This window comes from Aquitalea sp. S1-19, assembly GCF_024343515.1.
Map to the genome: position 1 here is coordinate 18,949 of NZ_RJTZ01000017.1, position 23,501 is coordinate 42,449.

General features: G+C 58.0%; 24 protein-coding genes. 1 reads left to right on the plus strand and 23 read right to left on the minus strand.

Going from position 1 to position 23,501, the window contains the following annotated elements:
* Window positions 1–219: 219 nt before the first annotated feature.
* The 20 genes from rnhB to ilvD form a co-directional block, all read right to left on the minus strand.
* The gene (gene rnhB, locus EGI20_RS04380) at window positions 220–816 is read right to left on the minus strand and encodes a ribonuclease HII (protein WP_498629956.1); all 597 of its coding nucleotides are present in this window, start codon (window positions 814–816) and stop codon (window positions 220–222) included.
* Window positions 798–1,979, minus strand: coding sequence for a lipid-A-disaccharide synthase (lpxB, locus tag EGI20_RS04385; protein WP_498629958.1), 1,182 nt, complete (start codon window positions 1,977–1,979; stop codon window positions 798–800). The genes rnhB and lpxB overlap by 19 nt, the downstream gene beginning before the upstream one ends.
* Window positions 1,980–1,981: 2 nt before the next feature.
* Window positions 1,982–2,755: an acyl-ACP--UDP-N-acetylglucosamine O-acyltransferase gene (gene lpxA, locus EGI20_RS04390; protein WP_498629960.1), complete on the minus strand. Its 774-nt coding sequence runs from the start codon at window positions 2,753–2,755 to the stop codon at window positions 1,982–1,984.
* Window position 2,756: 1 nt separating this feature from the next.
* Complete coding sequence (fabZ, locus tag EGI20_RS04395; RefSeq protein WP_124735857.1) at window positions 2,757–3,206, minus strand: 3-hydroxyacyl-ACP dehydratase FabZ; 450 nt, start codon at window positions 3,204–3,206, stop codon at window positions 2,757–2,759.
* Window positions 3,203–4,246 carry a UDP-3-O-(3-hydroxymyristoyl)glucosamine N-acyltransferase gene (lpxD, locus tag EGI20_RS04400; RefSeq protein WP_498629962.1) on the minus strand — a complete coding sequence of 348 codons (1,044 nt, stop codon included), beginning with the start codon at window positions 4,244–4,246 and terminating at the stop codon, window positions 3,203–3,205. The genes fabZ and lpxD overlap by 4 nt, the downstream gene beginning before the upstream one ends.
* A gap of 86 nt (window positions 4,247–4,332) precedes the next feature.
* Window positions 4,333–4,818: an OmpH/Skp family outer membrane protein gene (locus tag EGI20_RS04405; RefSeq protein ID WP_498629964.1), complete on the minus strand. Its 486-nt coding sequence runs from the start codon at window positions 4,816–4,818 to the stop codon at window positions 4,333–4,335.
* A 10-nt stretch (window positions 4,819–4,828) separates the two neighbouring features.
* Complete coding sequence (bamA, locus tag EGI20_RS04410; protein ID WP_498629966.1) at window positions 4,829–7,126, minus strand: outer membrane protein assembly factor BamA; 2,298 nt, start codon at window positions 7,124–7,126, stop codon at window positions 4,829–4,831.
* An 8-nt stretch (window positions 7,127–7,134) separates the two neighbouring features.
* Window positions 7,135–8,475 (minus strand): RIP metalloprotease RseP, encoded by a 1,341-nt coding sequence (rseP, locus tag EGI20_RS04415; protein ID WP_498629968.1) that lies wholly within the window; start codon window positions 8,473–8,475, stop codon window positions 7,135–7,137.
* The gene (gene ispC / locus EGI20_RS04420) at window positions 8,475–9,656 is read right to left on the minus strand and encodes a 1-deoxy-D-xylulose-5-phosphate reductoisomerase (RefSeq protein WP_498629970.1); all 1,182 of its coding nucleotides are present in this window, start codon (window positions 9,654–9,656) and stop codon (window positions 8,475–8,477) included. The genes rseP and ispC overlap by 1 nt, the downstream gene beginning before the upstream one ends.
* 10 nt (window positions 9,657–9,666) lie before the next feature.
* Window positions 9,667–10,473: a phosphatidate cytidylyltransferase gene (locus EGI20_RS04425; protein WP_498629972.1), complete on the minus strand. Its 807-nt coding sequence runs from the start codon at window positions 10,471–10,473 to the stop codon at window positions 9,667–9,669.
* 3 nt (window positions 10,474–10,476) lie between these two features.
* Window positions 10,477–11,226, minus strand: coding sequence for a polyprenyl diphosphate synthase (gene uppS / locus EGI20_RS04430; RefSeq protein ID WP_498629974.1), 750 nt, complete (start codon window positions 11,224–11,226; stop codon window positions 10,477–10,479).
* Between the two features lie 10 nt (window positions 11,227–11,236).
* On the minus strand, window positions 11,237–11,794 hold the full coding sequence (frr, locus tag EGI20_RS04435; RefSeq protein ID WP_124735849.1) for a ribosome recycling factor: 558 nt from the start codon (window positions 11,792–11,794) through the stop codon (window positions 11,237–11,239).
* 78 nt (window positions 11,795–11,872) lie between these two features.
* Window positions 11,873–12,592: a UMP kinase gene (pyrH, locus tag EGI20_RS04440; RefSeq protein WP_124735848.1), complete on the minus strand. Its 720-nt coding sequence runs from the start codon at window positions 12,590–12,592 to the stop codon at window positions 11,873–11,875.
* Window positions 12,593–12,680: 88 nt separating this feature from the next.
* A complete protein-coding gene (tsf, locus tag EGI20_RS04445; protein ID WP_124735847.1) occupies window positions 12,681–13,547 on the minus strand; it encodes a translation elongation factor Ts in 867 nt (288 codons plus the stop codon).
* Window positions 13,548–13,623: 76 nt separating this feature from the next.
* A complete protein-coding gene (rpsB, locus tag EGI20_RS04450; protein WP_124735846.1) occupies window positions 13,624–14,352 on the minus strand; it encodes a 30S ribosomal protein S2 in 729 nt (242 codons plus the stop codon).
* A 128-nt stretch (window positions 14,353–14,480) separates the two neighbouring features.
* Window positions 14,481–14,675 carry a hypothetical protein gene (locus EGI20_RS04455; RefSeq protein ID WP_124735845.1) on the minus strand — a complete coding sequence of 65 codons (195 nt, stop codon included), beginning with the start codon at window positions 14,673–14,675 and terminating at the stop codon, window positions 14,481–14,483.
* A 125-nt stretch (window positions 14,676–14,800) separates the two neighbouring features.
* Window positions 14,801–16,048, minus strand: coding sequence for a serine hydroxymethyltransferase (glyA, locus tag EGI20_RS04460; RefSeq protein ID WP_498629978.1), 1,248 nt, complete (start codon window positions 16,046–16,048; stop codon window positions 14,801–14,803).
* A 95-nt stretch (window positions 16,049–16,143) separates the two neighbouring features.
* Window positions 16,144–17,235, minus strand: coding sequence for a hypothetical protein (locus tag EGI20_RS04465; RefSeq protein WP_498629979.1), 1,092 nt, complete (start codon window positions 17,233–17,235; stop codon window positions 16,144–16,146).
* A 450-nt stretch (window positions 17,236–17,685) separates the two neighbouring features.
* Window positions 17,686–18,360, minus strand: coding sequence for a substrate-binding periplasmic protein (locus EGI20_RS04470; protein WP_498629981.1), 675 nt, complete (start codon window positions 18,358–18,360; stop codon window positions 17,686–17,688).
* 176 nt (window positions 18,361–18,536) lie between these two features.
* Complete coding sequence (ilvD, locus tag EGI20_RS04475; protein ID WP_498629983.1) at window positions 18,537–20,393, minus strand: dihydroxy-acid dehydratase; 1,857 nt, start codon at window positions 20,391–20,393, stop codon at window positions 18,537–18,539.
* A gap of 176 nt (window positions 20,394–20,569) precedes the next feature.
* Between ilvD and lgt the strand changes: the two genes are divergently transcribed.
* A complete protein-coding gene (gene lgt / locus EGI20_RS04480) occupies window positions 20,570–21,421 on the plus strand; it encodes a prolipoprotein diacylglyceryl transferase (RefSeq protein WP_498629985.1) in 852 nt (283 codons plus the stop codon).
* A gap of 143 nt (window positions 21,422–21,564) precedes the next feature.
* Here the strand turns inward: lgt and serC are convergent, their stop codons facing one another.
* The 3 genes from serC to EGI20_RS04495 form a co-directional block, all read right to left on the minus strand.
* Window positions 21,565–22,650, minus strand: coding sequence for a 3-phosphoserine/phosphohydroxythreonine transaminase (serC, locus tag EGI20_RS04485; protein ID WP_498629987.1), 1,086 nt, complete (start codon window positions 22,648–22,650; stop codon window positions 21,565–21,567).
* Between the two features lie 25 nt (window positions 22,651–22,675).
* Window positions 22,676–23,119, minus strand: a complete 444-nt coding sequence (locus EGI20_RS04490; protein ID WP_124735838.1) for a PaaI family thioesterase — start codon at window positions 23,117–23,119, stop codon at window positions 22,676–22,678.
* On the minus strand, window positions 23,116–23,501 hold a 386-nt coding region (locus EGI20_RS04495; protein ID WP_498629989.1), incomplete at its 5' end, for a PaaI family thioesterase. The genes EGI20_RS04490 and EGI20_RS04495, both read right to left, overlap by 4 nt.

Sequence of the window (23,501 nt, forward strand, 5' to 3'; positions counted from 1 at the left end):
AGGGCGTCTCCCGATTTAAGGAGCGCCCTGTTTTTACCTTCAGTAGCTTCACCAACGCTGCGAGCCATCAAGTCCTTTAGAGTCTGCTCACGATCTGCTGTGCGTTGGCGATACGGCGTTAAAAACGACTTCGAAATGCTCATGTACCGTATGTACACTCCGCTTTCTTAGCCATTTTTGCCTTGTCTCGCGCTAGCTCGCGAGATCGTGAACACACCCTTAGAACAGCTCGCCCTGATGCGCCTCCAGCCATTTTTTGACTGGGCCGAAACTCTTGCGATGTTCAGCCAGCACGCCATGCGCGGCGATGGCCGCCATATGCTCGGCGGTCGGATAACCCTTGTGCCTGGCAAAGCCGTATTCGGGATGACGCGCATCCAATTCGAGCAAGGACGCATCGCGTGCCGTTTTAGCCAGAATAGAGGCTGCCGAAATGGCAGGTTCGGTCGCATCGCCCTTGACGATGGCCCGTGCTGGCATCAGCAGACCGGTGGGCACGCGGTTGCCATCGATGATGGCCTCGACAGGTTGACTATCCAGCCCCTCCAGCGCGCGGCGCATGGCCAGCATGGTCGCGTGCAGGATATTCAGCGTGTCAATTTCCGCAACACTGGCGCGGGCAATGCACCAGCACAAGGCCTTTTCGCGTATTTCCAGCGCCAGTGCGTCACGCTTGGCCTCGGACAGTTTTTTCGAGTCGGCCAGGCCCGCGATCGGCCGCGCCGGATCGAGTATCACAGCGGCCGCATAAACTTCACCGGCCAAGGGACCCCTGCCCGCCTCATCCACGCCGGCGATCAGACTGATTTGCTGCATCCTGCCACCTCCAGTACCGCGTCTGCCGCCAGACTCGCCGTGTCCTGCTTCAAAGCCAGATGCAGGCGGGTAAACTCCGCCACCACCTCGGCTTGATAAGCCGCATCCTGATAGATGCGGATCAGTTCAGCCGCCAGTTTTTGCGGCGTTGCCTCGCCTTGCAACAACTCGGGCACCACCGCGCGCCCGGCAAGAATATTGGGCAAACCGACCCAAGGCAGCTTGATCTTGCGCTTGACCAGCCAGTAGGTGAACGCCGAGAGCTTGTAGCTGATCACCATGGGACGCTTGGTCAGCGCCACTTCCAGCGTGGCAGTACCACTGGTCACCAGCACCACATCACTGGCTATCATCGCCATCTGCGCATGACCGATCAGCTTGCGCAGCGGCAGATCCCATGCCTTGTGTTCGGTCAGCAAGGCATCGAACCTGTCCATCGTTGCGCGCGTCGCCAGCGGCACCAGAAACTGTGCATCCGGATAGGTCTGAAGCAATAAACGCGCCGCTGCCAGATACACCGGCATCATGAAGTCCAGCTCGCTTACGCGCGAACCCGGCAGCAAGGCAAACACCGGCACCGCTTGTGCCAAGCCCAGTTCGCGCCGCATTGCGGCCTTGTCCGGCACGATCGCAATTTCGCTGGCCAAGGGGTGACCGACAAAGGACACCGGCACACCATATTTTTCATATAGCGGCGGCTCCATCGGAAACAGGCACAGCATGCGTGACACCGATTCGCCGATTTTGGCCACCCGCTCGGGCCGCCAGGCCCAGACCGAAGGGCTGACATAATGCACGGTTGCCAGCCCACCGGACTTGAGTGACTTTTCCAACCCCAGATTGAAGTCGGGCGCATCCACACCGATAAACACATCGGGGCGTTCAAGCAGCAAGGTGTTTTTCAGACGACGCCGTATCCCCAGCAGTTCGGGCAGGCGCGACAGTACTTCCAGATAGCCGCGCACAGCCAGGCGCTCCTGCGGCACCATGCTATGAAAGCCGCGCGCCAGCATGCGCGGCCCGCCTATGCCGGCAAACTCCACCTCGGGGTGACGCGCCTTGATGGCATCAATCAGATAGGCACCCAACAAATCGCCGGACGCCTCTCCGGCGACCATGGCCACCTTGAGCGCGCCCGGCTTGCGGAATAAAGATTCCCCCATGGTCAGCGGATAATCCCTCGCGCCGATTGGGCAAAGAAGCGGGTAAAGGGCTCAAGCTCGGGCTGGGCCGTCACCAGGCCGGCAACTGCCGCCTTGGCTTCGTCCAGCGGCAGGCCCTGACGGTACAGCGCCTTATAGGCATTTTTCACCGCCCGTATCGCCTCGGCACTAAAGCCGCGGCGCTTGAGACCCTCGCTATTGATGCCCGCCGGCACGGCGCGGTTACCCGCAGCCATGATAAAGGGCGGCACATCCTGCGTCACCGCGCTGGAGAAAGCCGTCATGGCATGGTCGCCGATCACGGTAAACTGGTGCACGCTGGTAAAGCCGCCCAGAATCACCCAGTCGCCAATATGCACATGGCCGGCCAGGGTCGCGTTATTGGCGAAGATGGTATGGTTGCCGACCTGGCAATCATGCGCCAGATGGACATAGGCCATGATCCAGTTATCGTTGCCGACACGGGTCACGCCCACATCCTGGGCTGTACCCAGATTGAAGGTGCAGAATTCGCGTATGGTGTTGTTGTCGCCAATTTCCAGACGGGTCGGCTCGCCGGCGTATTTCTTGTCCTGCGGGGCAGCACCCAGCGAACAGAACTGAAACACGCGGTTATTGCGTCCCAGACGAGTATGGCCTTCAATCACCACATGTGGGCCTATCCAGCAGCCCTCACCTATCTCGACATGCGGGCCGATGATGGAGTAGGCGCCGATTTCGACATCGGCGGCGACTTTGGCATTCGCATCGACAATTGCCGTTGGATGGATAGCCATATCAGACCTCGCGTTTGGCACACATGATTTCAGCCTCGCACGCCACCTGGCCATCGACCAGCGCGCGCGCCGTGTATTTGGCGATGCCGCGTTTGGCGGCAATCTGCTCGACTTCCAGCACCAGCTGGTCGCCCGGCACCACCTGACGCTTGAAGCGGGCATTGTCGATACCGACAAAGAAGTAAAGTTCGTTATCCTTGCGCTCGCCCGCGCTCTTGATCGACAGCACGCCGGCGGCCTGCGCCAGCGCCTCGATAATCAGCACGCCCGGCATCACCGGATAGTCGCCGAAATGACCGACAAAAAACGGCTCGTTGATGGTGACGTTTTTCAGTGCCTTGATGCGCTTGCCCGATTCGAATTCGGTGACGCGGTCCACCAGCAAAAACGGGTAGCGGTGCGGCAGGTGGCGCATGATTTCACGCACATCGATCGTTACTTCTTCGCTCATTCGGCTTGTCCTTCTTTGTTTTTGATCTGTAAGAGTTCTTTTTCCAGCAGTTTGACCCGGTCAACCAGACGATCCAGATGGCGCAAATGCACGGCATTGGCCATCCAGTCCTTGGCAGTCGACATCGGATAGCTGGAGGCGTAGTTGTCTGCTTTTTTGATCGACTTGGACACCAGGGTGCCGCCGCCGATATGGGTACGGTCAGCAATTTCGATATGGCCGACCATCATCACAGCCCCGCCCAGCGTGCAGCGCGCCCCTATCTTGCTGCTGCCGGCAATGCCGGTGCAGCCGGCAATCGCCGTGTGTTCACCGATCTCGCAGTTGTGCGCGATCTGCACCAGATTATCTATTTTGGCGCCGGCGCGGATCACCGTATCCGACAGCGCACCGCGATCAATCGTGGTATTCGCACCGACTTCGACATCGTCCTCAATCACGACGCGGCCGGTTTGCGGGATCTTGAACCAGTGATCCTTGTCCCAGGCCAGACCAAAACCATCGGCACCAATGACCGTACCCGAATGGATAGCCACACGATGGCCAATATGGCAGCCGTGATAGATGGTCACATTCGGGTACAAGGTCACATCGTCGCCCAGTACCACACCATCCCCCAGCACCACGCCCGGATAGAGGCGGCAACGCTCGCCGATCACCACGCCACGCCCAACCGACACCAAGGGGCCGATTTCGCAGCTGTCCGCAACTTCTGCGCTGGCGTCGACCACCGCGCGCGCATCTAGACCCGGCCGCAGGGCAGGCGCGGGATTAAGCAAAGTCGCTACGCGGGCAAAATACAGATAAGGATCAGCGGTCACAATCAGGCTGCGCCCGGCTGCCGTGGCCTCGTCAAGCATATCGGCGCGCACAATCACGCAGGCGGCAGAGCACAAGGCCAGCTCGCGCCGGTACTTCGGGTTGGCAAGGAAAGTAATCTCGCCGGCCTGCGCGCTGCTAAGCGGAGCCAGCTTGACGATTTCGCAGTCTTCACCAATCAGTTCGCCACCGAGGTGACGGATAATTTCGGATAGTTTCATGGCAGTAATAAAGCCGACTTGACGTCGGCTGGCAATGGCGCGGACGCATCAGCGCCCGCGCAGCATAAACCGGACCGTGTCCGGGCTTATTTTTCCATTTCTTTCAACACGCGCGGCGTGATGTCGAACTTGGGATTGACGTAGACCGCATCCTGCAGCACCAGATCATACTGCTCTTTTTCGGCAATCTGGCGCACCAGACGGTTAGCCCGCTCCTGCACCGCAGCAAATTCTTCATTGCGGCGCTGATTCAGATCATCGCGAAAATCCCTGAGTTTGGCCTGATACTCGCGCTCCAGCGACCCCATCTCGCGCTCTATGGTACGGCGTGTCCCGTCATCCGGCTTTTTCGCCAGTTGAGCCTGCAAATCCTTGGCCTTGGCACCCAGACGCTTAAGCTCGGCTTCGCGCGGCGCAAACTCCCTCTCCAGTTTCTTCTGCGCGGCTTGTGCCGGCGCGGATTCGCTGTAAATGCGCTCGATCTTGATATAGCCGAACTTGAAATCGGCCGCCGATGCCGGGCCGGCAAAAACAAGGCCCAGCGCCAGACACAGTGTATTGATCGCTTTCACAAAACCTCCCTTAGAAGACCGTGCCCAAGGTGAACTGGAAGCGCTGGATCTTGTCGCTTTCTTCCTTCTTCAACGGCACGGCATAGCTGAACTTCATCGGCCCGACCGGCGACAGCCAGGCCAGCGCAGCACCGGCCGAGTAACGCAGTTCGCTGGACATATCGCTGCCCGCAACCTTAGGGTCCCACAAGGTACCGGCATCGAAGAACAGGCTGGTACGCAGCGAGCGGTTATCCTTCATGCCAGGGAAGGGGAACAGCAGCTCGATGCTGGTCTGCAGCTTGTGCGTGCCGCCCAGATAGTCTTCATCCCCAAATTGATCCGTCTCCTTGGGCCCCATACTGCCATTGTCGAAGCCACGCACCGAGCCTATGCCGCCCATATAGAAGTTCTGGAAGAACGGCACATCCTTGGTTCGGCCATAGCCCTTGACGATGCCCGCCTCGCCGCTGGTAGCCAGAGTGAAGGTCTTGGACAGCGGGAAGAACCAGGTCACGCTAGGCGTAAAGCGCCAGTACTGGATATCGCCGCCAGGCAAGCCCGCTTCCAGACGCAAACCCATGGTGCCGCCACGCGTCGGCCACAAGGCGCTGTCGCGCGTATCGCGTCCCCAGCTGGCACTTCCCAGCAAGGTGGTATTCTTGGGACCATACTCGTCGACAAAGTCTTTATATCGATCCGGGCTCTCGGGGAACAGTGTCAGGTCGGTGTTTTCTGCGCCCAGCCCCAGGTTGACACGGTCGTACTCGGTGATCGGTACGCCCATGCGCAAACCACCGCCAACCGTTGTGCTCTTATAGCGGCTCTGGTCGACTGCATCCGGGTCATACACGCGGTAGTAAGCATCGTAACCAAGGCTCACGCCATCGGCGGTGAAATAAGGATCGGTAAATGATACCGACGCCTGCTTGTTAGCCTTGCCGTTAGAGAAGGCCAGCGCAATCGATTTGCCCGAACCCAGCACATTGCTTTGCGACACCGAGGCCGACAGCTGCAAACCCTCGCCCTGCACGAAACCGACACCGGCCTGTATGCTGCCGGTGGCGCGCTCCTTGACCGAGATCGCCATATCAACCTGATCCGGCGTTTCGGTCACCGGTGGCGTTTCAATATTGACTGTTTCGAAATAGCCCAGCAGTTCCAGACGTTCTTTGGAACGCTTGATCGCCTCACCGCTATAGGTAGAGGCTTCCAGCTGGCGCAGTTCGCGCCGGATCACTTCGTCACGGGTGCGGGTATTGCCGGCAATGGATACGCGGCGCACATAGGTCTTGCGGCCCGGATCGACAAAGAAGGTCAGCTTGACGGTCTGCTTTTCCTTGTCCAGTTCGGGCACCACATTGACGTTGGCAAAGGCGTAGCCTTCGGCGCCCAGCTTGTCGGCAATGGCACTGACCGTTTCATTGACCTTCTCGCGCTCGAACAAAGCCCCGTCCTTGATCGCAATCAAAGGCTTGAGCTCGGCTTCGGCGACTTTCAAGTCACCAGCCAGACGTGTTTCCGACACGCGAAACGGCTTGCCCTCGGTCACATTAATGGTGAGGTAAACGTCTTTTTTGTCGGCGCTAATGGAAACCTGTGTCGACTCGATATTGAACTCGACATAGCCCTGATTCTGATAGAAGGCCTTGAGCTTTTCCAGATCGGCAGACAGCTTTTGCTTGGAGTACTGGTCATCGCGCGCCAGCCAGCTGGTCCAGCCGGACGGTGCCAGCGAAAACTCTTCCAGCAGATCATCCTGCGAAAAATCCTGGGCACCGACGATCTTGATGTCACGAATCTTGGCCGTCACGCCTTCGGTAATATCCAGCGTCACCGCCACGCGGTTGCGGTCCAGCCGCGTGACCGTAGGCTGGATCTCTACCGAGTATTTTCCCCGGCTGTAATACTGGCGCTTGAGCTCCTGTACCGCCTGATCCAGCAAAGCCTGATCAAAGATGCGGCCATCGGCCAGACCATTTTCCTTAAGCGCCTTTTTCAGCTGTTCCTTATCGAATTCCTTGGCGCCTTCGACTGTCAGCTGAGCCACCACCGGACGTTCGGCCACGGCAACGATAACGACATCACCTTCATGCTCGACCCGGACATCATTAAAAAAGCCGGTGGCAAACAATGCCTTGATCGCGTCGGCAGCCTTCTGGCTGTCAAACGTATCGCCCACCTTGACCGGCAGATAACTGAACACCGTACCGGGCTCGGTACGCTGCAACCCTTCTACCTTGATGTCCTTGATGACAAAGCTGCTTTCAGCCTGAGCCTGGGCCATAAAGGCCATGGCAAGTGCAGCGACTAATGTTGTTGTTTTCATGCTTGGCGTCAGCCTCCGAGCAGTCGGCCCAAATCATTGAAGAGGGCAAGAACCATAAGTGCCATGATAATGGCAAAACCGATGCGCTGGCCAAGCTGCTGAACCTGTTCGCTCAACGGCCGGCCCCTGATAATTTCTGCCACATAATACAGCAAGTGCCCCCCATCCAGCACCGGCACAGGCAACAGATTGAGTACGCCAAGACTAATACTGATGACAGCCATGAATGCAAGATAACTTTGCCAACCCTGATTGGCACTCTTGCCGGCATAGTCGGCAATGGTAAACGGACCGCTGACCGCATCCAGCGACACCTGACCAAACAACATGCCACCCATCATTTTTAGCGTGGTCACCGACATGGACCAGGTGCGGGACAGTGCCGCCTCCAGCGCTTCAAACGGGGTGTAATCCACGCGCAAGAGCAAGGACTGGCTCCAAGCACGGTCAACTTCGGGGGCCGCACCGATACGTCCACTGGCCTGCCCGTCCTGCATCACCGTATCCGGACGCAAAGTCAACTCCAGCGTTTTACCCGCGCGTTCAACTTGAAGCTGCATCGACTTTCCAGGATGATTTTTCACCACATCCACCCAGTCCGCCCAGGTTTTGACCGGTACGCCATCCATGGCCAGCAAGGTGTCTCCTACCTTGAGTCCGGCCTTCGCACCCGCACCCGAGGGCTCCAGCATGGCAATTTTCGGCAAATAGCGCGCAGGCATCATCCCAAGCTTGCTCAGACTTTTTTCATCCAGCTGCGTCAGGCCAAAACGCGGCAAGTCGACCTGTAGTTCACGGCGCGTCCCGCCTTGCTCCACGCTTAAAACAAGCTGGCCTTCATTGGCGATACCTTCATTGACGGCATCACTGATCGCCTCCCAGTTAGGCGTCGCCTGACCGTTGATCGCGACAAGCCGGTCACCTGCCTGCACTCCGGCCGCCGCTGCCGCACTTTGCTGCGCCACGGTTCCAATCAGGGGCTGCACGGCCGTGCCGCCAGGCAGCAGCACCAGCCAGAACAGCGCGATGGCCAGCAGAAAGTTGGCCAGCGGTCCGGCTGCAACAATGGCGATACGTTTGTAAACCGACTGGTTATTGAATGCCAGATGGCGATCCTCCGCCCTGACTTCCCCTTCGCGCTCGTCCAGCATCTTGACGTAGCCGCCCAGAGGAATCGCCGCCAACACCCATTCGGTGTCGCCCCGCTGCCGTTTCAATAGCGGCTTGCCAAAGCCGATGGAAAAACGCAGCACGCGCACGCCACACCAGCGCGCGACCTGATAATGACCATACTCGTGAAAGGTTACCAGCACGCCGATTGCCAGCAAAAATGCGAGTACTGTCAGCATCAGCCTATCCTCGTCGCAACAAAACGCCGCGCCTCGGCGTCGCGCGCCATCAGGCCGTCTATCGAAGTACTGGCCGACAAATCCAGCGTCGCAAGCGCGGCTTCAACCTGGCGCGCAATATCGGCAAAGCCGATTTTTCCGGCTAGAAAAGCCGCCACGGCAACTTCATTGGCGGCATTCAGCACGCAACAGGCATCCCCACCCGCGGCCAGGGCCTGATAGGCCAGCGCAAGACACGGGAAGCGTGCCATATCCGGCGCTTCGAAAGTCAGGCTACTCAGTTTAAGAAAGTCCAGCCGCTCGACACCCGCTTCGATGCGCTCGGGCCAGGATAAGGCATAGGCAATCGGCGTACGCATGTCCGGCGCACCCAACTGGGCAATCACCGAGCCATCGCGATAGCGCACCATGGAGTGAATCACGCTTTGCGGATGCACCACCACCTCGATATCGGCCGCCGGCATATTGAACAGCCAGTGTGCCTCGATCAGCTCCAGCCCCTTGTTCATCAAGGTGGCGGAATCGACAGAAATCTTGCGCCCCATGGACCAGTTGGGGTGGGCGCACGCTTGCTCCACGGTCACATGCTCAAGATCAGCCGCTGCCATACGGCGAAACGGCCCGCCCGACGCGGTCAGCACCAGCTTTTCTACGCCGCTGGCCGCCATATCGCCGTTAAAACCAGAGGGCAGCGACTGGAAAATCGCATTATGTTCACTGTCTACCGGCAGCAGGGTCGCACCGCTGGCGCGCACGGCCTGCATAAACAGCGCACCGGCCACCACCAGAGATTCCTTATTGGCCAGCATCACGCGTTTGCCGGCACGCGCCGCCGCCATGGCGGGACGCAAGCCGGCCGCACCGACGATTGCCGCCATCACCGCATCGGTTTGTGGCAAAGAGGCCACCGTTTCCAGCGCGCCCTCCCCCTGCAATACCTCGGTGCGTATACCGGCAGCCGATAGTCGCGGGCGCAGCACGCGGGCGGCCGCCTCATCGGCAACGACGGCAAACAAGGGCTTGAAGCGGCGGCACTGCTCGAACAGCAGATCCAGCTGCGAGTACGCCGTCAGCGCCACCAGATGGAAACGCTCGGGATGCAGCGCCAGCACGTCCAGCGTGCTCTTGCCTATGCTGCCGGTTGAACCCAGCAGCGTAATGCCCAAAGAAGAACGCGACATGTCATGGCCTCTAGATAAACGTGCGGGACAGCGCCATCAGCGCATTAGTCACCGCCAGCACTGCAATCAGGCTGTCGATACGGTCATAAACCCCGCCATGCCCTGGCAATAGCGCGCTACTATCCTTGACCCCTGCCGCACGCTTGAACCAGGATTCGAGCAAATCCCCCTCGACGCTAACCATGGTCAAAGCCAGCGCCAGCGGCACCAGACCCCACAGCGGCAGGCTCACATTAATCCAGCCCAGCTGCGTGACCAGTACGGCATAAGCCACCACTGCCACTAACGCCCCATAGACGCCAGCCCAGCTTTTACCCGGGCTAATGGCAGGCGCCAGCTTTCTTTTACCGAAGGCACGGCCGCTAAAATAGGCCGCCACATCGGCAACCCACACCAGACCCATTACCGCAAGCAGCGCATAGCCATCAGCCGGTGTCGGCCTGAGTTCAATAAAAGCAAACCAGCATGGAAACAACATGGCCCAGCCCAGCACCATGGCAGCGGGCTGATGGGTCAAATGCCAGCGCTTGGCCAGCCATAAAGGAGCCAGCACCAGCCAGAAAGCCAGTACACCGAGTTGCGCAACAAGCGGTAGCGTCCAGCCCTGCAGCCAGACAAGGCCGGCGATGGCGCTGGACACGGCAAGATAGCCCCACTGCATGGGACCTGCCAGACCCGCCATGCGGGAGAACTCCCACAGGGCCACGCCGACAATCAACCAGGAAAAAGCGGCCCACAGCGGCGACGGGAAAACAAACAATGCCGCCAGCATTAATGGCAGCAAGACTAAGGCAGTCAGAATACGGGTCTTGAGCATGGATCAGCCTCGTTGTTGATCGGGCGGCAGTTGTTCGCTGGTACGCCCGTAACGGCGTTCGCGCTGCCGGTACGAGGCAATGGCGGCTTCAAGTGCCTGCCGGTCAAAGTCCGGCCACAGCAGATCGGTAAAATACAACTCGCTATAGGCCAGCTGCCACAACAGGAAATTGCTGATGCGTTGCTCGCCACCGGTACGGATAAAGAGATCAGGCTCTGGCGCATCGCCAAAAGACAGCCTGCCGTACAGCGCCTCTTCACTGATATGGCTCGCACCCTCGGCGATCAGCTGGTTGACCGCATTCAGGATGTCCCAGCGCCCGCCGTAATCGGCAGCAATCGCCAGCGTCAAGCCTGTGTTCGCCGCGGTCAGCGCCTCGGCCGCCACGATGCGCGCCTGCAACTCGGGGGCAAAACGCTCGCGCGAACCTATCACTTTGAGACGGATATTTCGCTCATGCAGACGCTTGGCTTCACGCTCCAGCGCACTGATAAACAGCCCCATCAAAAAGGAGACCTCATCAGCCGGACGGCGCCAGTTCTCGGTAGAGAAGGCAAACAGGGTCAGGTACTCGACCCCCATTTCGGCACAGCCCTTGACCGTTTCCCGCACAGCATCCAGGCCGCGCTTATGGCCGGCTACACGCGGCAACAGGCGCTTTTTAGCCCAGCGCCCGTTACCATCGAGGATAATCGCCACATGACGCGGCACCGGATGCGTGTCCGGCACCGCTACAGTTGAACTACCAAGCAAATCGAGCCCCTTATACCGCCATCAGGTCGGTTTCTTTGGCGGCCAGCGCCTTGTCGACTTCGGCAATGTACTTGTCGGTCAGCTTCTGGATATCGTCCTGAGTGCGACGCTCGTCGTCTTCGGTAATATCCTTGTCTTTCAGCAGCGACTTCAATTCGTTATTGGCATCACGGCGGATATTACGCACCGATACGCGTGCGCCTTCGGCTTCGCTGCGTACCACCTTGATCAGGTCGCGGCGGCGCTCTTCGGTCAACATCGGCATCGGTACACGGATGAGATCACCCATCGCAGCCGGATTCAGGCCGAGGTCGCAATCGCGAATAGCCTTCTCGATCTTGGCCAGCATCGGTTTTTCCCAAGGCTGGACACCGATTGTGCGTGCATCGATCAGGTTGACGCTGGCGACCTGAGCGACCGGCACAGGACTGCCATAGTAATCAACCATTACGTGATCAAGAATGCCGGTGTGTGCACGACCGGTACGCACCTTGTTCAGGTCGTTCTTGAAGACTTCCAGCGACTTCTGCATTTTCAGCTCGGCCGTTTTCTTGACGTCGTTGATCATGTTTACTCCACAGTGTATTTCTGAAAAACAAGGCGGAAAGCGGCGCACTCGCCGTTTCCGCCTGTCGTGTTCTAATGCTTAGCAGTGTACCAGCGTGCCTTCATCTTCGCCAAGCACGACGCGGCGCAGCGCACCATTGCGGAAGATGCTGAATACCTTGATATTCAGGTTCTGGTCACGGCACAGCGCAAAGGCGGTCGCATCCATGACTTTGAGATTGCGCGAGATGGCCTCGTCAAAGGTCAGCGTCTGGTAGCGTACCGCTTCCGGATTCTTTTTCGGGTCGTCGGTGTACACGCCATCCACATTGGTGGCCTTCAGCATGATATCCACGTTCATTTCCATGCCGCGCAAGGCGGCAGCAGTGTCGGTGGTGAAAAACGGGTTGCCGGTACCGGCACCAAAGATCACCACTTTGCCTTCTTCCAGATACTGCATTGCCTTGCCGCGCACGTAAGGCTCGGCCACCTGCTGCATGGTCAGCGCCGACTGCACGCGCGCCACGATACCGATACGCTCCATCGCGTCTTTCAGCGCCAAGGCATTCATGACGGTGGCCATCATGCCCATATAGTCGGCTGTAGCACGATCCATGCCGGATGCAGCCTGGGATACGCCACGGAAAATATTGCCGCCACCGACCACGACACCGACCTGGACACCCATATCAACCACTTCCTTGACCTGGGATACGATCTGTTCGATGGTGGCACGGTTGATCCCGTAGCTATCCCCTCCCATCAGGGCCTCACCGGACAATTTCAACAGGATGCGTTTATAGGCAGGGGCTTGGCTCATGGTGTCCTCGGACTCGTGATTTTGATAGTGTACATTTGCAAAACGGCACCCCGAAACGAGGTGCCGTCCTTCGTAGCCGGATTAAGGCTTAAACCTTGGCGGCAGCAGCCACTTCAGCAGCGTAATCAACTACTTTTTTCTCAATGCCTTCGCCAACAACAAACATAGCGAATGCATTGACGGTTGCGCCCTGCTCGGACAGCAACTTCTCAACGGTGATGTCAGGGTTCTTGACGAACTGCTGACCCACCAGGGTGACTTCAGCCAGGTACTTGCGTACACGGCCTTCAACCATCTTAGCGGCGATATCGGCCGGCTTGCCTTCGGCAATAGCCTGCTCGGTAAAGATGCGGCGTTCGGTTTCCAGCGTCTCGGCAGGAACCTGCTCCTTGGATACGCAGATAGGCTTGGATGCAGCAATGTGCATGGCCACGTCGCGACCCAGTGCTTCTTCGCCATTGATGTCAACGATCACACCGATCTTGGCGCCGTGCAGGTAAGTGGCGATCTTGCCGGTCGTGTCGTAGCGGGCAAAACGACGAATCGTCATGTTTTCGCCCAGCTTGGCGATCGCTGCCTTGCGGATGTCTTCTACGCTCTGGCCGTTAACAATAACGGCGGACAGCGCTTCAACATCGGCAGGGTTGGCTTTGGCAACGGCTTCGGCTGCAGCCTGGGTGAAGGCGAGGAAAGTCGCATCCTTGGCTACGAAGTCGGTTTCGCAGTTGACTTCAACCATGGCGCCCACACCACCTTCAACGAAAGTGGAAATAACGCCTTCGGCTGCGGTACGGCCGGCCAGCTTGGAAGCCTTGTTGCCGGACTTGATACGCAGGATTTCTTCAGCCTTGGCCATGTCGCCTTCGGCTTCGACCAGTGCTTTTTTGCATTCCATCATGCCCATCGAGGTTGCAGCGCGCAACTCGGCGACCATTTTCGCGGTGATTTCCGCCATGTTTAAACTCCTAGATTATGTGAAACAGGTAACCAGACCGGAAAAAAGGGGCTTGCGCCCCCTTGGTTTTCCCTGCTTACTCGGCAGCAGCCGGTTGGGCAGCTACGATTTCCTGCATCGCTTGTGCGCGACCTTCGAGTACCGCATCAGCGATACCACGAGCGTACAGGCGGATCGCACGACTGGAGTCGTCGTTACCCGGGATCACGAAATCGATACCCTCTGGGTTGTTATTAGTATCAACCACACCAATAACTGGGATACCCAGTTTCTGGGCTTCAACGATGGTGCCCTTCTGGTAGCCGGTATCGATAACGAAGATGGCGTCTGGCAAGCCCTTCATATCCTTGATACCGCCCAGCGAACGCTCGAGTTTTTCAACTTCGCGCTGCATGTCCAGCAGTTCTTTCTTGTTGAAACCGCTTTCGTCCGCGTTAGCCAGCGCAGCAGACTTTTCTTCCAGACGCTTGATCGACTGCTTGACCGTCTTGTAGTTGGTCAGCATACCGCCGAGCCAGCGGTGATCAACGAAAGGAACGCCTGCACGGCTAGCTTCTTCACGTACGATTTCACGCGCCTGACGCTTGGTGCCGACAAACATCACGGTACCCTTGTTCGCGGCCAAGCGGCGAACATAGTCCTGAGCACTGATAAACAGTGGCAGGGTCTTTTCCAGGTTGATGATGTGGATCTTGTTGCGGCTGCCGAAGATGTACTGAGCCATCTTTGGGTTCCAGAAGCGGGTTTGGTGACCGAAGTGAACGCCGGCCTCCAGCATTTGACGCATGGTAACGGTAGTGCTCATTAAATAAACTCCTAAGGGTTATGGGCTCCGTTCGCGCAAAAATCCTTGCGGACACCCTTTGGCGCGAACGTGCGTAGTTCCCCTAAATTCCGGGGACGCGGGATTCTATCACTGCCAGGGCGTTATCCTCAAGCTTTGCCATCATCTTGTGCAGATGCTGCCGCCTCGCGCCGTGCGCGCAAGCGGTGTATTTTCATCCAGACCCATAAAACCACGGGCAGCACGCCAAGCAGGGAAAAGGTCAATACGCCGGCAAGCACACTTTCTTGCGCTAGAGAAAACATCAGGATCACATACACCCAGCCCACCATCAGCAAATACATAGCAAAAGACCTTTGAATTGATTTCTACACCCGGGCCTGAAACCTGGCGGGCAAGCGTGAACGACACAACAAAAACGCCGCGCCCCAACTATGGGAAGCGCGGCGTTTTAGCGGTCAGATACGGCTTACTTGGCGTATACCGGGAAACGATGACACAGGGCAGTCGCTTCAGCCGCTACTCGCGCAAGCACTGCCGCGTCTTCCGGCGCATCCAGTACATCAGCGATCAGATTGGCCACAATCACGGCCTCTGCTTCCTTGAAGCCACGGGTAGTAATCGCCGGGCTGCCGATACGGATGCCGGAGGTAATGAACGGGCTCTCCGGGTCATTCGGAATCGAATTCTTATTGACGGTAATATGTGCCTTACCCAAAGCCGCATCGGCGGCCTTGCCGGTCAAGCCCTTGGCACGCAGATCCACCAGGAAGACATGGCTTTCGGTACGCCCGGACACGATGCGCAGACCGCGTTCGGTCAGGGTACGTGCCATTGCATCAGCGTTCTTCAGCACTTGTTCCTGATACACCTTGAATTCAGGCTTAAGTGCTTCTTTGAAGGCGATGGCTTTACCGGCGATGACATGCATCAGCGGGCCGCCTTGCAAGGTCGGGAACACCGAAGAATTCAGGCTCTTCTCGTACTCTGCTTTGGCCAGAATAATGCCGCCACGCGGGCCGCGCAGGGTCTTATGCGTGGTCGAGGTCACGAAGTCGGCATGCGGCACCGGGTTAGGGTAAACACCGGCGGCAATCAGACCGGCGTAGTGCGCCATATCCACCATAAAATAAGCGCCGCACTTCTTGGCGATCTGACCCATGCGTTCGAAATCGAAACGCAAGGCAAAGGCCGAAGCACCGCCAATAATCAGCTTGGGGCGGGTTTCCATGGCCACGCGCTCCATATCGTCGTAATCGATCTCTTCATTTTCATTGAGACCGTAAGCAACGATATTGAACATCTTGCCCGACAGGTTGGCTGGGCTACCATGCGTCAGGTGACCGCCATGACCAAGATTCATCCCCATCACGGTATCGCCCGGCTTGAGGATGGAGAAATACACTGCCTGGTTGGCCTGGGAGCCGGAATGCGGCTGCACGTTGGCGTACTCGGCACCGAACAGTTGCTTGACGCGATCGATTGCCAGTTGCTCGACAACATCCACATGCTCGCAACCGCCATAGAAGCGCTTACCCGGATAGCCTTCGGCATACTTATTGGTCAGCTGGGAGCCTTGCGCCTCCATCACGGCCGGACTCGTGTAGTTCTCCGACGCAATCAGCTCGATATGGTCTTCCTGGCGCTGGCACTCTGCCTCAATGGCAGCGGAAAGTTCGGGGTCAAACTGGGCAATCGACTGGTCAGTAGCAAACATCTTCAACTCTTCCAAATCAAGGGTTCAGTAACGAGGCGTGATTTTACATCATTTGCCGCACATACACGGCGGCTTTCCCCGCTCATACAGGTAAATCAGTGCGCGGCAGCCGGCGCAGTATTGCCCGCATGCAGAAATAGACGCTCACCTTGCTGCTCTTCGACCATCAAGCCCGTAATGACACGCACATCCTCGACCTGACACTCGGCCATCAGTTCGCGCACCATGGTTTCTATCGCCGGCACCGAATCCAGTGGCGACAGCGTCCAGACAAATCCCTCATCCGCACCCTCGCCGCTTACCGCCGACAAGGTGAAACGCAACTCACCACCACGATGGGCGGCCAAGACCGCAACCGGCGTCAGTGATTTATCGCGCAGACGGCGAATCTGACTACTGGCAAAAGCCTGCAGCGCGACTTCATGCCGCGCCTTGCCGCCTTCCACCATGGCCTGCATCAGCATTTGTGGCGGACGGGCAATCGGAAACAGATTAAGCCCTGTGGTTTTCAGCTGCTCGCCCAAAAATTTCATCAATGGCAAACCCCAGGCACCAACGGCACCACCGAGCTTGAGCGCAGACGGACGCCCCTCTTCCTGAATGGCAACCCCCAAGAGGTAACGCAGGAAGACGCCATCCTTGTGCACGGTCACCGCACGACCGGCCAGATTAGCCGGCAAGGCATCCATCATGCTTGCCGCCTCATGCGTCGCACGATAGATCTGGCCAGCCGAAATCTCAGACAGTGAGTCCGGATGCAGCAAAGCGCCACCCAGCCACACTTCGGCACCGGGAGAAAATACCGCATGCTGGCGCAGCAAGGCATTGAGCCCGCCCGCATCGCCAATTTCAGCCGGCAAGCTAACTTCACCGTCTGCGGCAGCCACCAGCACCAGCGGCATGGCAAAAAGTACCACATGCCGGCCTTCGGCATGCTCGACCGCAGCGCGCAAGGCCTGCCATAGTTCACGATAAGCAGCGGCAGATGGCGCCATCGCCAGCGCAACCGACAGGGTCAGCATATCGTCGCGTTTAAGCACATCGCCCAGCGCCAAGCGCAAACCCTCGCGCCAAGATTCGGCATCGGCATCTGTTTTGGCATCAAGCGCAGAAACGGCGTGGTGTATCAGGCGGTTCGAAGCGAGCAAAGCGGGGTATTGACGCGGATCAGGAAGCTGACTGGGCATGGTGTCATCAAACGGCAATGTAAAACGGGTATTGTGGCATATAACGCGTATTCAGTATCTAGCAAGATGAGGACTTTCGTTTAGTGACACCCAACGTCATAAATTGCGACGTTTTCTTACATTTTGACGATTTAAGAACATACATTGATTGACAGTACATCACTAAAAACCGATAATTCAAACTTGTTGAGATGCAGTGATGCTTCTTGATAGTTTCTCCTCTATTTCTCCTTTGTAGACTTGGCGCGGGCTCATAAATCCCGCGCATTTTTTTGCCTGTCGTTTACAGAGAAGCACAAGATGCTGATTTTAAAAGGCTTTTACCAAAGTCGATTTCAGCCACACACCTTGTCGCACACCACAGCGGCGCATAGCAAGCCCGGCGACCACACACTAAAGCCCAGACCCAAGCCCGGAAGCAGCAAAAACAACAATTCCGAACATTCAGCCTCACATATCCAGCTGACGCACCAATGCGGCCAGCGCCCCGCTATGCTCAAGTACCTGTAACGACTGATTCAACTGCGCCTGCAAATCCTCTGCCCCCATAGGCAAAACAATCGCATACTCGTCCAGACCGAATGCCGCATCAAAGCTAAGCGTATCAGTAGCCTCGACATGCAGTACCCGCAGCACATGCTCATCGCCGAATAAGACATCGACTTCGCCTGCATGATAAGCCGCCTGCATCAGTGCAGCATCCGGATAAGCCTTGATTTGCCCCGACTCAACGCCAAGACGCGCCAGATGATCATCGGCACGACTGTACTCCAGCACACCGATACGCCGGATTTGCTGCAGCGGCAGCGCAACCAGCGCCTGAGCGCGCAGCAAACCCTGGCGCTCACGGTAGTACGGCCTGGTAAAGAGAAAGTTGCGCGCCCGTGCCGGCGTGACAGCAACCGCCGAAATCACCACATCCAGCCGCCTTTGCGCCAGCGACTGCAACAGACGCCGCCACGGCAGATTCACAAATACCAACTCCCGACCCATATGCGAAGCGACCAAACGCATCAAGTCGATATCAAAACCGACCGGCTCACCGCGCACATTGAGCGACTCGAACGGTGCATAAGCGGCGTTGATGCCGACACGCAAAGGCTGTACCGCAACCCGGCCAAACAAGCTAGCAAGCGGTGACTGACTATCATTGCAAGCAGTCAACACGCCCGAGAGCACACTCGCCAAAAAAGCCCGCCGTCCCATGCCTTGCTCTGTATTACCCACAACCGACCTTTACCATTTAACCAATAAAAACGGGTCGCTATGGCGACCCGTTCACAACGACAGGCCAAAACCACTCAGCGCCGTTCAACCTGAGAAACATCACGTACCGCACCGGTGTCGGCACTGGTCGTCATCGCGGCATAAGCACGCAATGCCGGACTGACCACGCGGTTACGATCCAATGGCTTCCATGCTGCCACCCCACGCGCTTCCATCTTACTACGACGCTGCGCCATTTCTTCATCCGTCACTTGCAGGACAATGCTGCGCGCCGGAATATCGATCAGAATGGTGTCTCCTTCCTCCACCAGCCCGATTGCACCGCCCTCAGCCGCCTCGGGCGACACATGACCGATGGACAGCCCCGAGGTTCCGCCGGAGAAACGGCCATCAGTCAGCAGTGCGCACGCCTTTCCCAGCCCTTTAGACTTAAGGTAAGAGGTCGGATACAACATTTCCTGCATGCCCGGCCCGCCCTTAGGGCCTTCATAGCGAATCACCACCACATCGCCCTCGACGATGCGATCGGCCAGAATCTCCGCCACGGCATCATCCTGACTCTCGAACAGGCGCGCACGACCAGTGAACTTGAGTATGGAGTCATCCACCCCTGCCGTTTTCACGATACAGCCGCGCTCGGCAATATTGCCGTACAGCACCGCCAACCCCCCATCCTGCGAGTAAGCATGGGCTTTATCGCGGATACAACCATCCGCACGGTCCAGATCCAGCTCGGGGTAACGCATGCTTTGCGAGAAAGCGATGGTGGTCGGTACGCCACCGGGTGCCGCACGATAGAAACGGTGCGCCTCGCTGTCCGGGCTATTGACGCAGACATCCCATGCAGCCAGCGCTTCCTCCATGCTAGGGCTGTGTACGGTCGGCAGGTCGCGATGCAGAATGCCGGCACGATCCAGCTCGGCCAGAATGGCCATCACCCCACCGGCGCGGTGCACGTCTTCCATATGATATTTTTGCGTTGCCGGCGCCACCTTGGCCAGACACGGCACCGAACGCGAAATGCGGTCGATATCGGCCATTTTGAAATCGACCTCGGCTTCACTGGCTGCCGCCAGCAAGTGCAACACGGTATTGGTCGAGCCGCCCATGGCCACATCCAGCGCCATTGCATTCTCGAACGCCTGCTTGGAGCCTATGCTACGTGGCAAAACCGAGGCATCGTCGCCTTCATAATAACGGCGCGCCAGATCAACGATGGTGCGCCCCGCCTTGAGGAACAACTCCTTACGGTCGGCATGCGTGGCCAGCATCGAGCCGTTGCCCGGCAAGGACAGGCCCAGCGCCTCGGTCAGGCAATTCATCGAATTGGCGGTAAACATGCCCGAGCACGAACCGCAGGTCGGGCAGGCAGAGCGTTCAACCTTGGCCACATCCTCGTCCGAGATGCGGCTGTCGGCCGCCTCGACCATGGCGTCCACCAGATCCAGCTTACGGATATCATTACCCCACTGCACCTTGCCCGCTTCCATCGGCCCGCCGGACACAAACACCACAGGAATATTCAGCCGCATGGCCGCCATCAGCATGCCCGGGGTGATCTTGTCGCAGTTGGAGATACACACCAGCGCATCGGCACAGTGCGCATTCACCATATACTCGACCGAGTCGGCAATCAGCTCGCGCGAAGGCAGGCTATACAGCATGCCGCTATGGCCCATGGCAATGCCGTCATCCACGGCGATGGTATTGAATTCTTTAGCCACACCGCCGGCGCGTTCTATTTCACGCGCCACCAGTTGGCCCATATTGTGCAGATGCACATGACCCGGCACAAACTGGGTAAACGAGTTGGCGATGGCGATGATGGGCTTTTCGAAGTCATCATCCTTCATCCCGGTGGCGCGCCACAAGGCGCGGGCGCCGGCCATATTGCGGCCAGCCGTGGTGGTGCGAGAACGGTATTGCGGCATGCTTTTTCCTTGAGGTTCGATCTGAGTCCGGTATTCCTCCGGCCGGCATTGTGCACCGGCACCACCTTGCGTTGAGGCATCGCGCCCACTCCGGGGTAGGAAGCGAGGCACGGGGGAACACTTTTACGTATAATTTCGTCACTCTCCTTTTACCCCATTCGCACACCACCTGACAAATGCTCATTCATCCGCAATTCGACCCGGTGGCTATCCACCTGGGGCCACTCGCCATCCACTGGTACGGTTTAATGTACTTAGTGGGGTTCATGTGTTTTATCTGGCTGGGCAATGTCCGCATCAAAGCCGGCCACAGTTTCATGACGCCCAAGCTACTGGATGACCTACTAATGTACGGCGTACTCGGTGTCGTCGTCGGCGGGCGCCTGGGTGAAGTGCTGTTCTACCAGCCCGGCTACTACCTTGCCCATCCGGCCGAAATCCTGATGGTATGGAAAGGCGGCATGTCGTTTCACGGTGGCTTTCTAGGCGTGCTGTTTGCCATGTGGCTGTTCGCCCGCCGCCATGGCCAGACTTTCTGGCAGATCACCGACTTTATCGCACCACTGGTACCTCTTGGCCTCGCGGCCGGACGTGTAGGCAATTTTATCAATGGCGAACTGTGGGGACGCGTGACCCGCGCCGATGCGCCATGGGCGATGGTGTTTCCGCAGGCACGAATTGAAGACATGAACTGGGTTCAACAACATCCTGAGCTCTTGCAGACCTACCTGACCTTGGGTGGCCTGCCACGCCATATGTCGCAGCTTTACCAGTTTGCACTGGAAGGCATCGCACTGTTTGTTATTCTCTGGCTCTACTCCGCCAAACCGCGCGCCAGCGGCCGCGTCTCGGCCGTCTTTCTGATGGGCTACGGCGTATTCCGCTTCTGTGCCGAATTTTTCCGCACGCCGGACGCCGGCATATTCGGCCAGTCCTACGCCATCAGCATGGGGCAGTGGCTGAGCCTGCCGATGATAGCGATAGGCATCCTTGTTTACATCTGGGCAGGAAGGCACAAAGCGAGTTAAGGCTTACAGCCCAAAGCCGTGCCCCTGAAACCCAAGCCTCACCAGCACCTTGCAGTTGGCGCGCTGAACGCATTAAAAAACCCGCCCTGCTGCTGACGCAAACGGGGCGGGTTAGTAAAGCACCGACACAAGTGCAGTGCATTTCAACCATGCTGATGCGCGAATTCGCCCATAAAGCCAACCAGCGCCTTCACGCCTTCGATAGGCATGGCGTTATAGATGGAGGCGCGCATCCCACCCACCACGCGGTGACCTTTAAGCTGCACCAGACCACGTTTTTTAGCCTCGGCAACAAACACCTCGTCCAGCGCCTCGTCTTTCAGGCGGAACACCACATTCATCTGCGAGCGGTCGGCCTCGGCCACATGGGTCGAATAAAAACCGTTGCTGGACGCGATGGCATGATACAAAAGCCCGGCCTTCTCGCTATTGCGCGCCGCCATACCCTTTACTCCGCCCTGCTCTTTCAGCCACTTGAATACCAGACCCGCGATATAGATAGGATAAGTCGGCGGCGTGTTGTACATCGAGTCGGCGTTGGCGTGCACCTGATAGTCAAGCATGGTCGGCGTACCCGGCATCGCCTGCCCCAGCAGGTCTTCGCGCACGATGACCACCACCAGGCCGGACGGGCCGATGTTCTTTTGCGCACCGGCATAGATCAGGCCGAATTTGGCCACGTCAATCTCGCGCGACAGGAAATCGCTGGACATATCACACACCAGCGGCACCTTGCCGGCATCCGGCACAAAGGGGAATTGCACGCCACCGATGGTCTCGTTCGAGGTGTAATGCAGATAAGCCGCCTCGGGGTCGCACTGCCAGATGCTTTGATCCGGCACATAGCTAAAACCGCGATCTTCGGCGCTGGCCACCACATTGACCTTACCAAAACGTGAGGCTTCCTTGATAGCCAGCTTGGACCAGTGCCCGGTATTCACGTAATCGGCCGAGGCTTTGCCCGCCAGCAGATTCATCGGCACCATGGCAAACTGCTGCGAGGCCCCGCCTTGTAAAAACAGCACCTTATAACCCGCCGGCACCGCCATCAACTGCCTGAGATCCTGCTCGGCATCATGGATGATTTCCATGAATTCGCGTCCGCGATGGCTCATTTCCATCACCGACATGCCAGAGCCATGCCAGTCCAGCATATCGGCCTGCGCCTCGGCCAGTACCGCATGCGGCAGCACCGCAGGACCTGCAGAAAAGTTGAACAGCTTTGTCATGAACCGCTTCCTTTGTCTTGTCGGTTTAGCCGGTCGCGAGCAAGAAGTGCGCGCGCGCAACGGCCACAGGTTGGGCCCGGTCTTCCTGCCAGGCTTCAATCAGTACATGGGCAACCCGTTTGCCCTGCTTGGTAATTTCACAACTGGCATACAGCGTCTGCGCCCGCCCCGAGCGCAGATAGTCCAGCGAAAAGTCGACGATTTTCGGCGCCTCCAGCGAGTCCCGATTCCACATCAGATGGATCAACGCCGCATTTTCCAGAAAGCCGCCAATCAAGCCGCCATGCAAGGCCGGCAACATGGTGTTACCGATATTGCGTTCATGAAAAGGCAAGGAAAACAGCAATCCATCTTCGCCAGACTCGCTGAACTCAACCCCCATCAACCGGGCATAGGGAATGGCATCAATCACACCAACACAATCGCCGGCATCACGCAAAGCAGCAAAACGCTGCATAAACGCGCTCATGACTTATCCCCCTCGTCCACCATCGGCACCCGGCTGGAGCCTCGCATAAAAGTCGCCACACCGTGGGCGATAGGCAGATCGATACTGTCCTGATAACAGATGGCGCGGGTAAAGGCGATCTGTCCGGCCAGGCGGTAACACTCGGCCGAACAAAAAATAGGCTGCCCAGGTTTGGCAGCCGTCAGATAGTCGATACGCAGATCCAGCGTGGCGATGGTTTCATAGTCAGACAGATTGGCGGTCACGGCCATCGCGCTGGTGGTGTCCACCAGCGAGGTAATCACCCCGCCGTGGATCACGCCACTGGCCGGATTACCGACCAGATCTTCACGCCAGTCTATCCTGAGTGTGGGTTTGCGCCCTTCGACACCCACCCACTCCA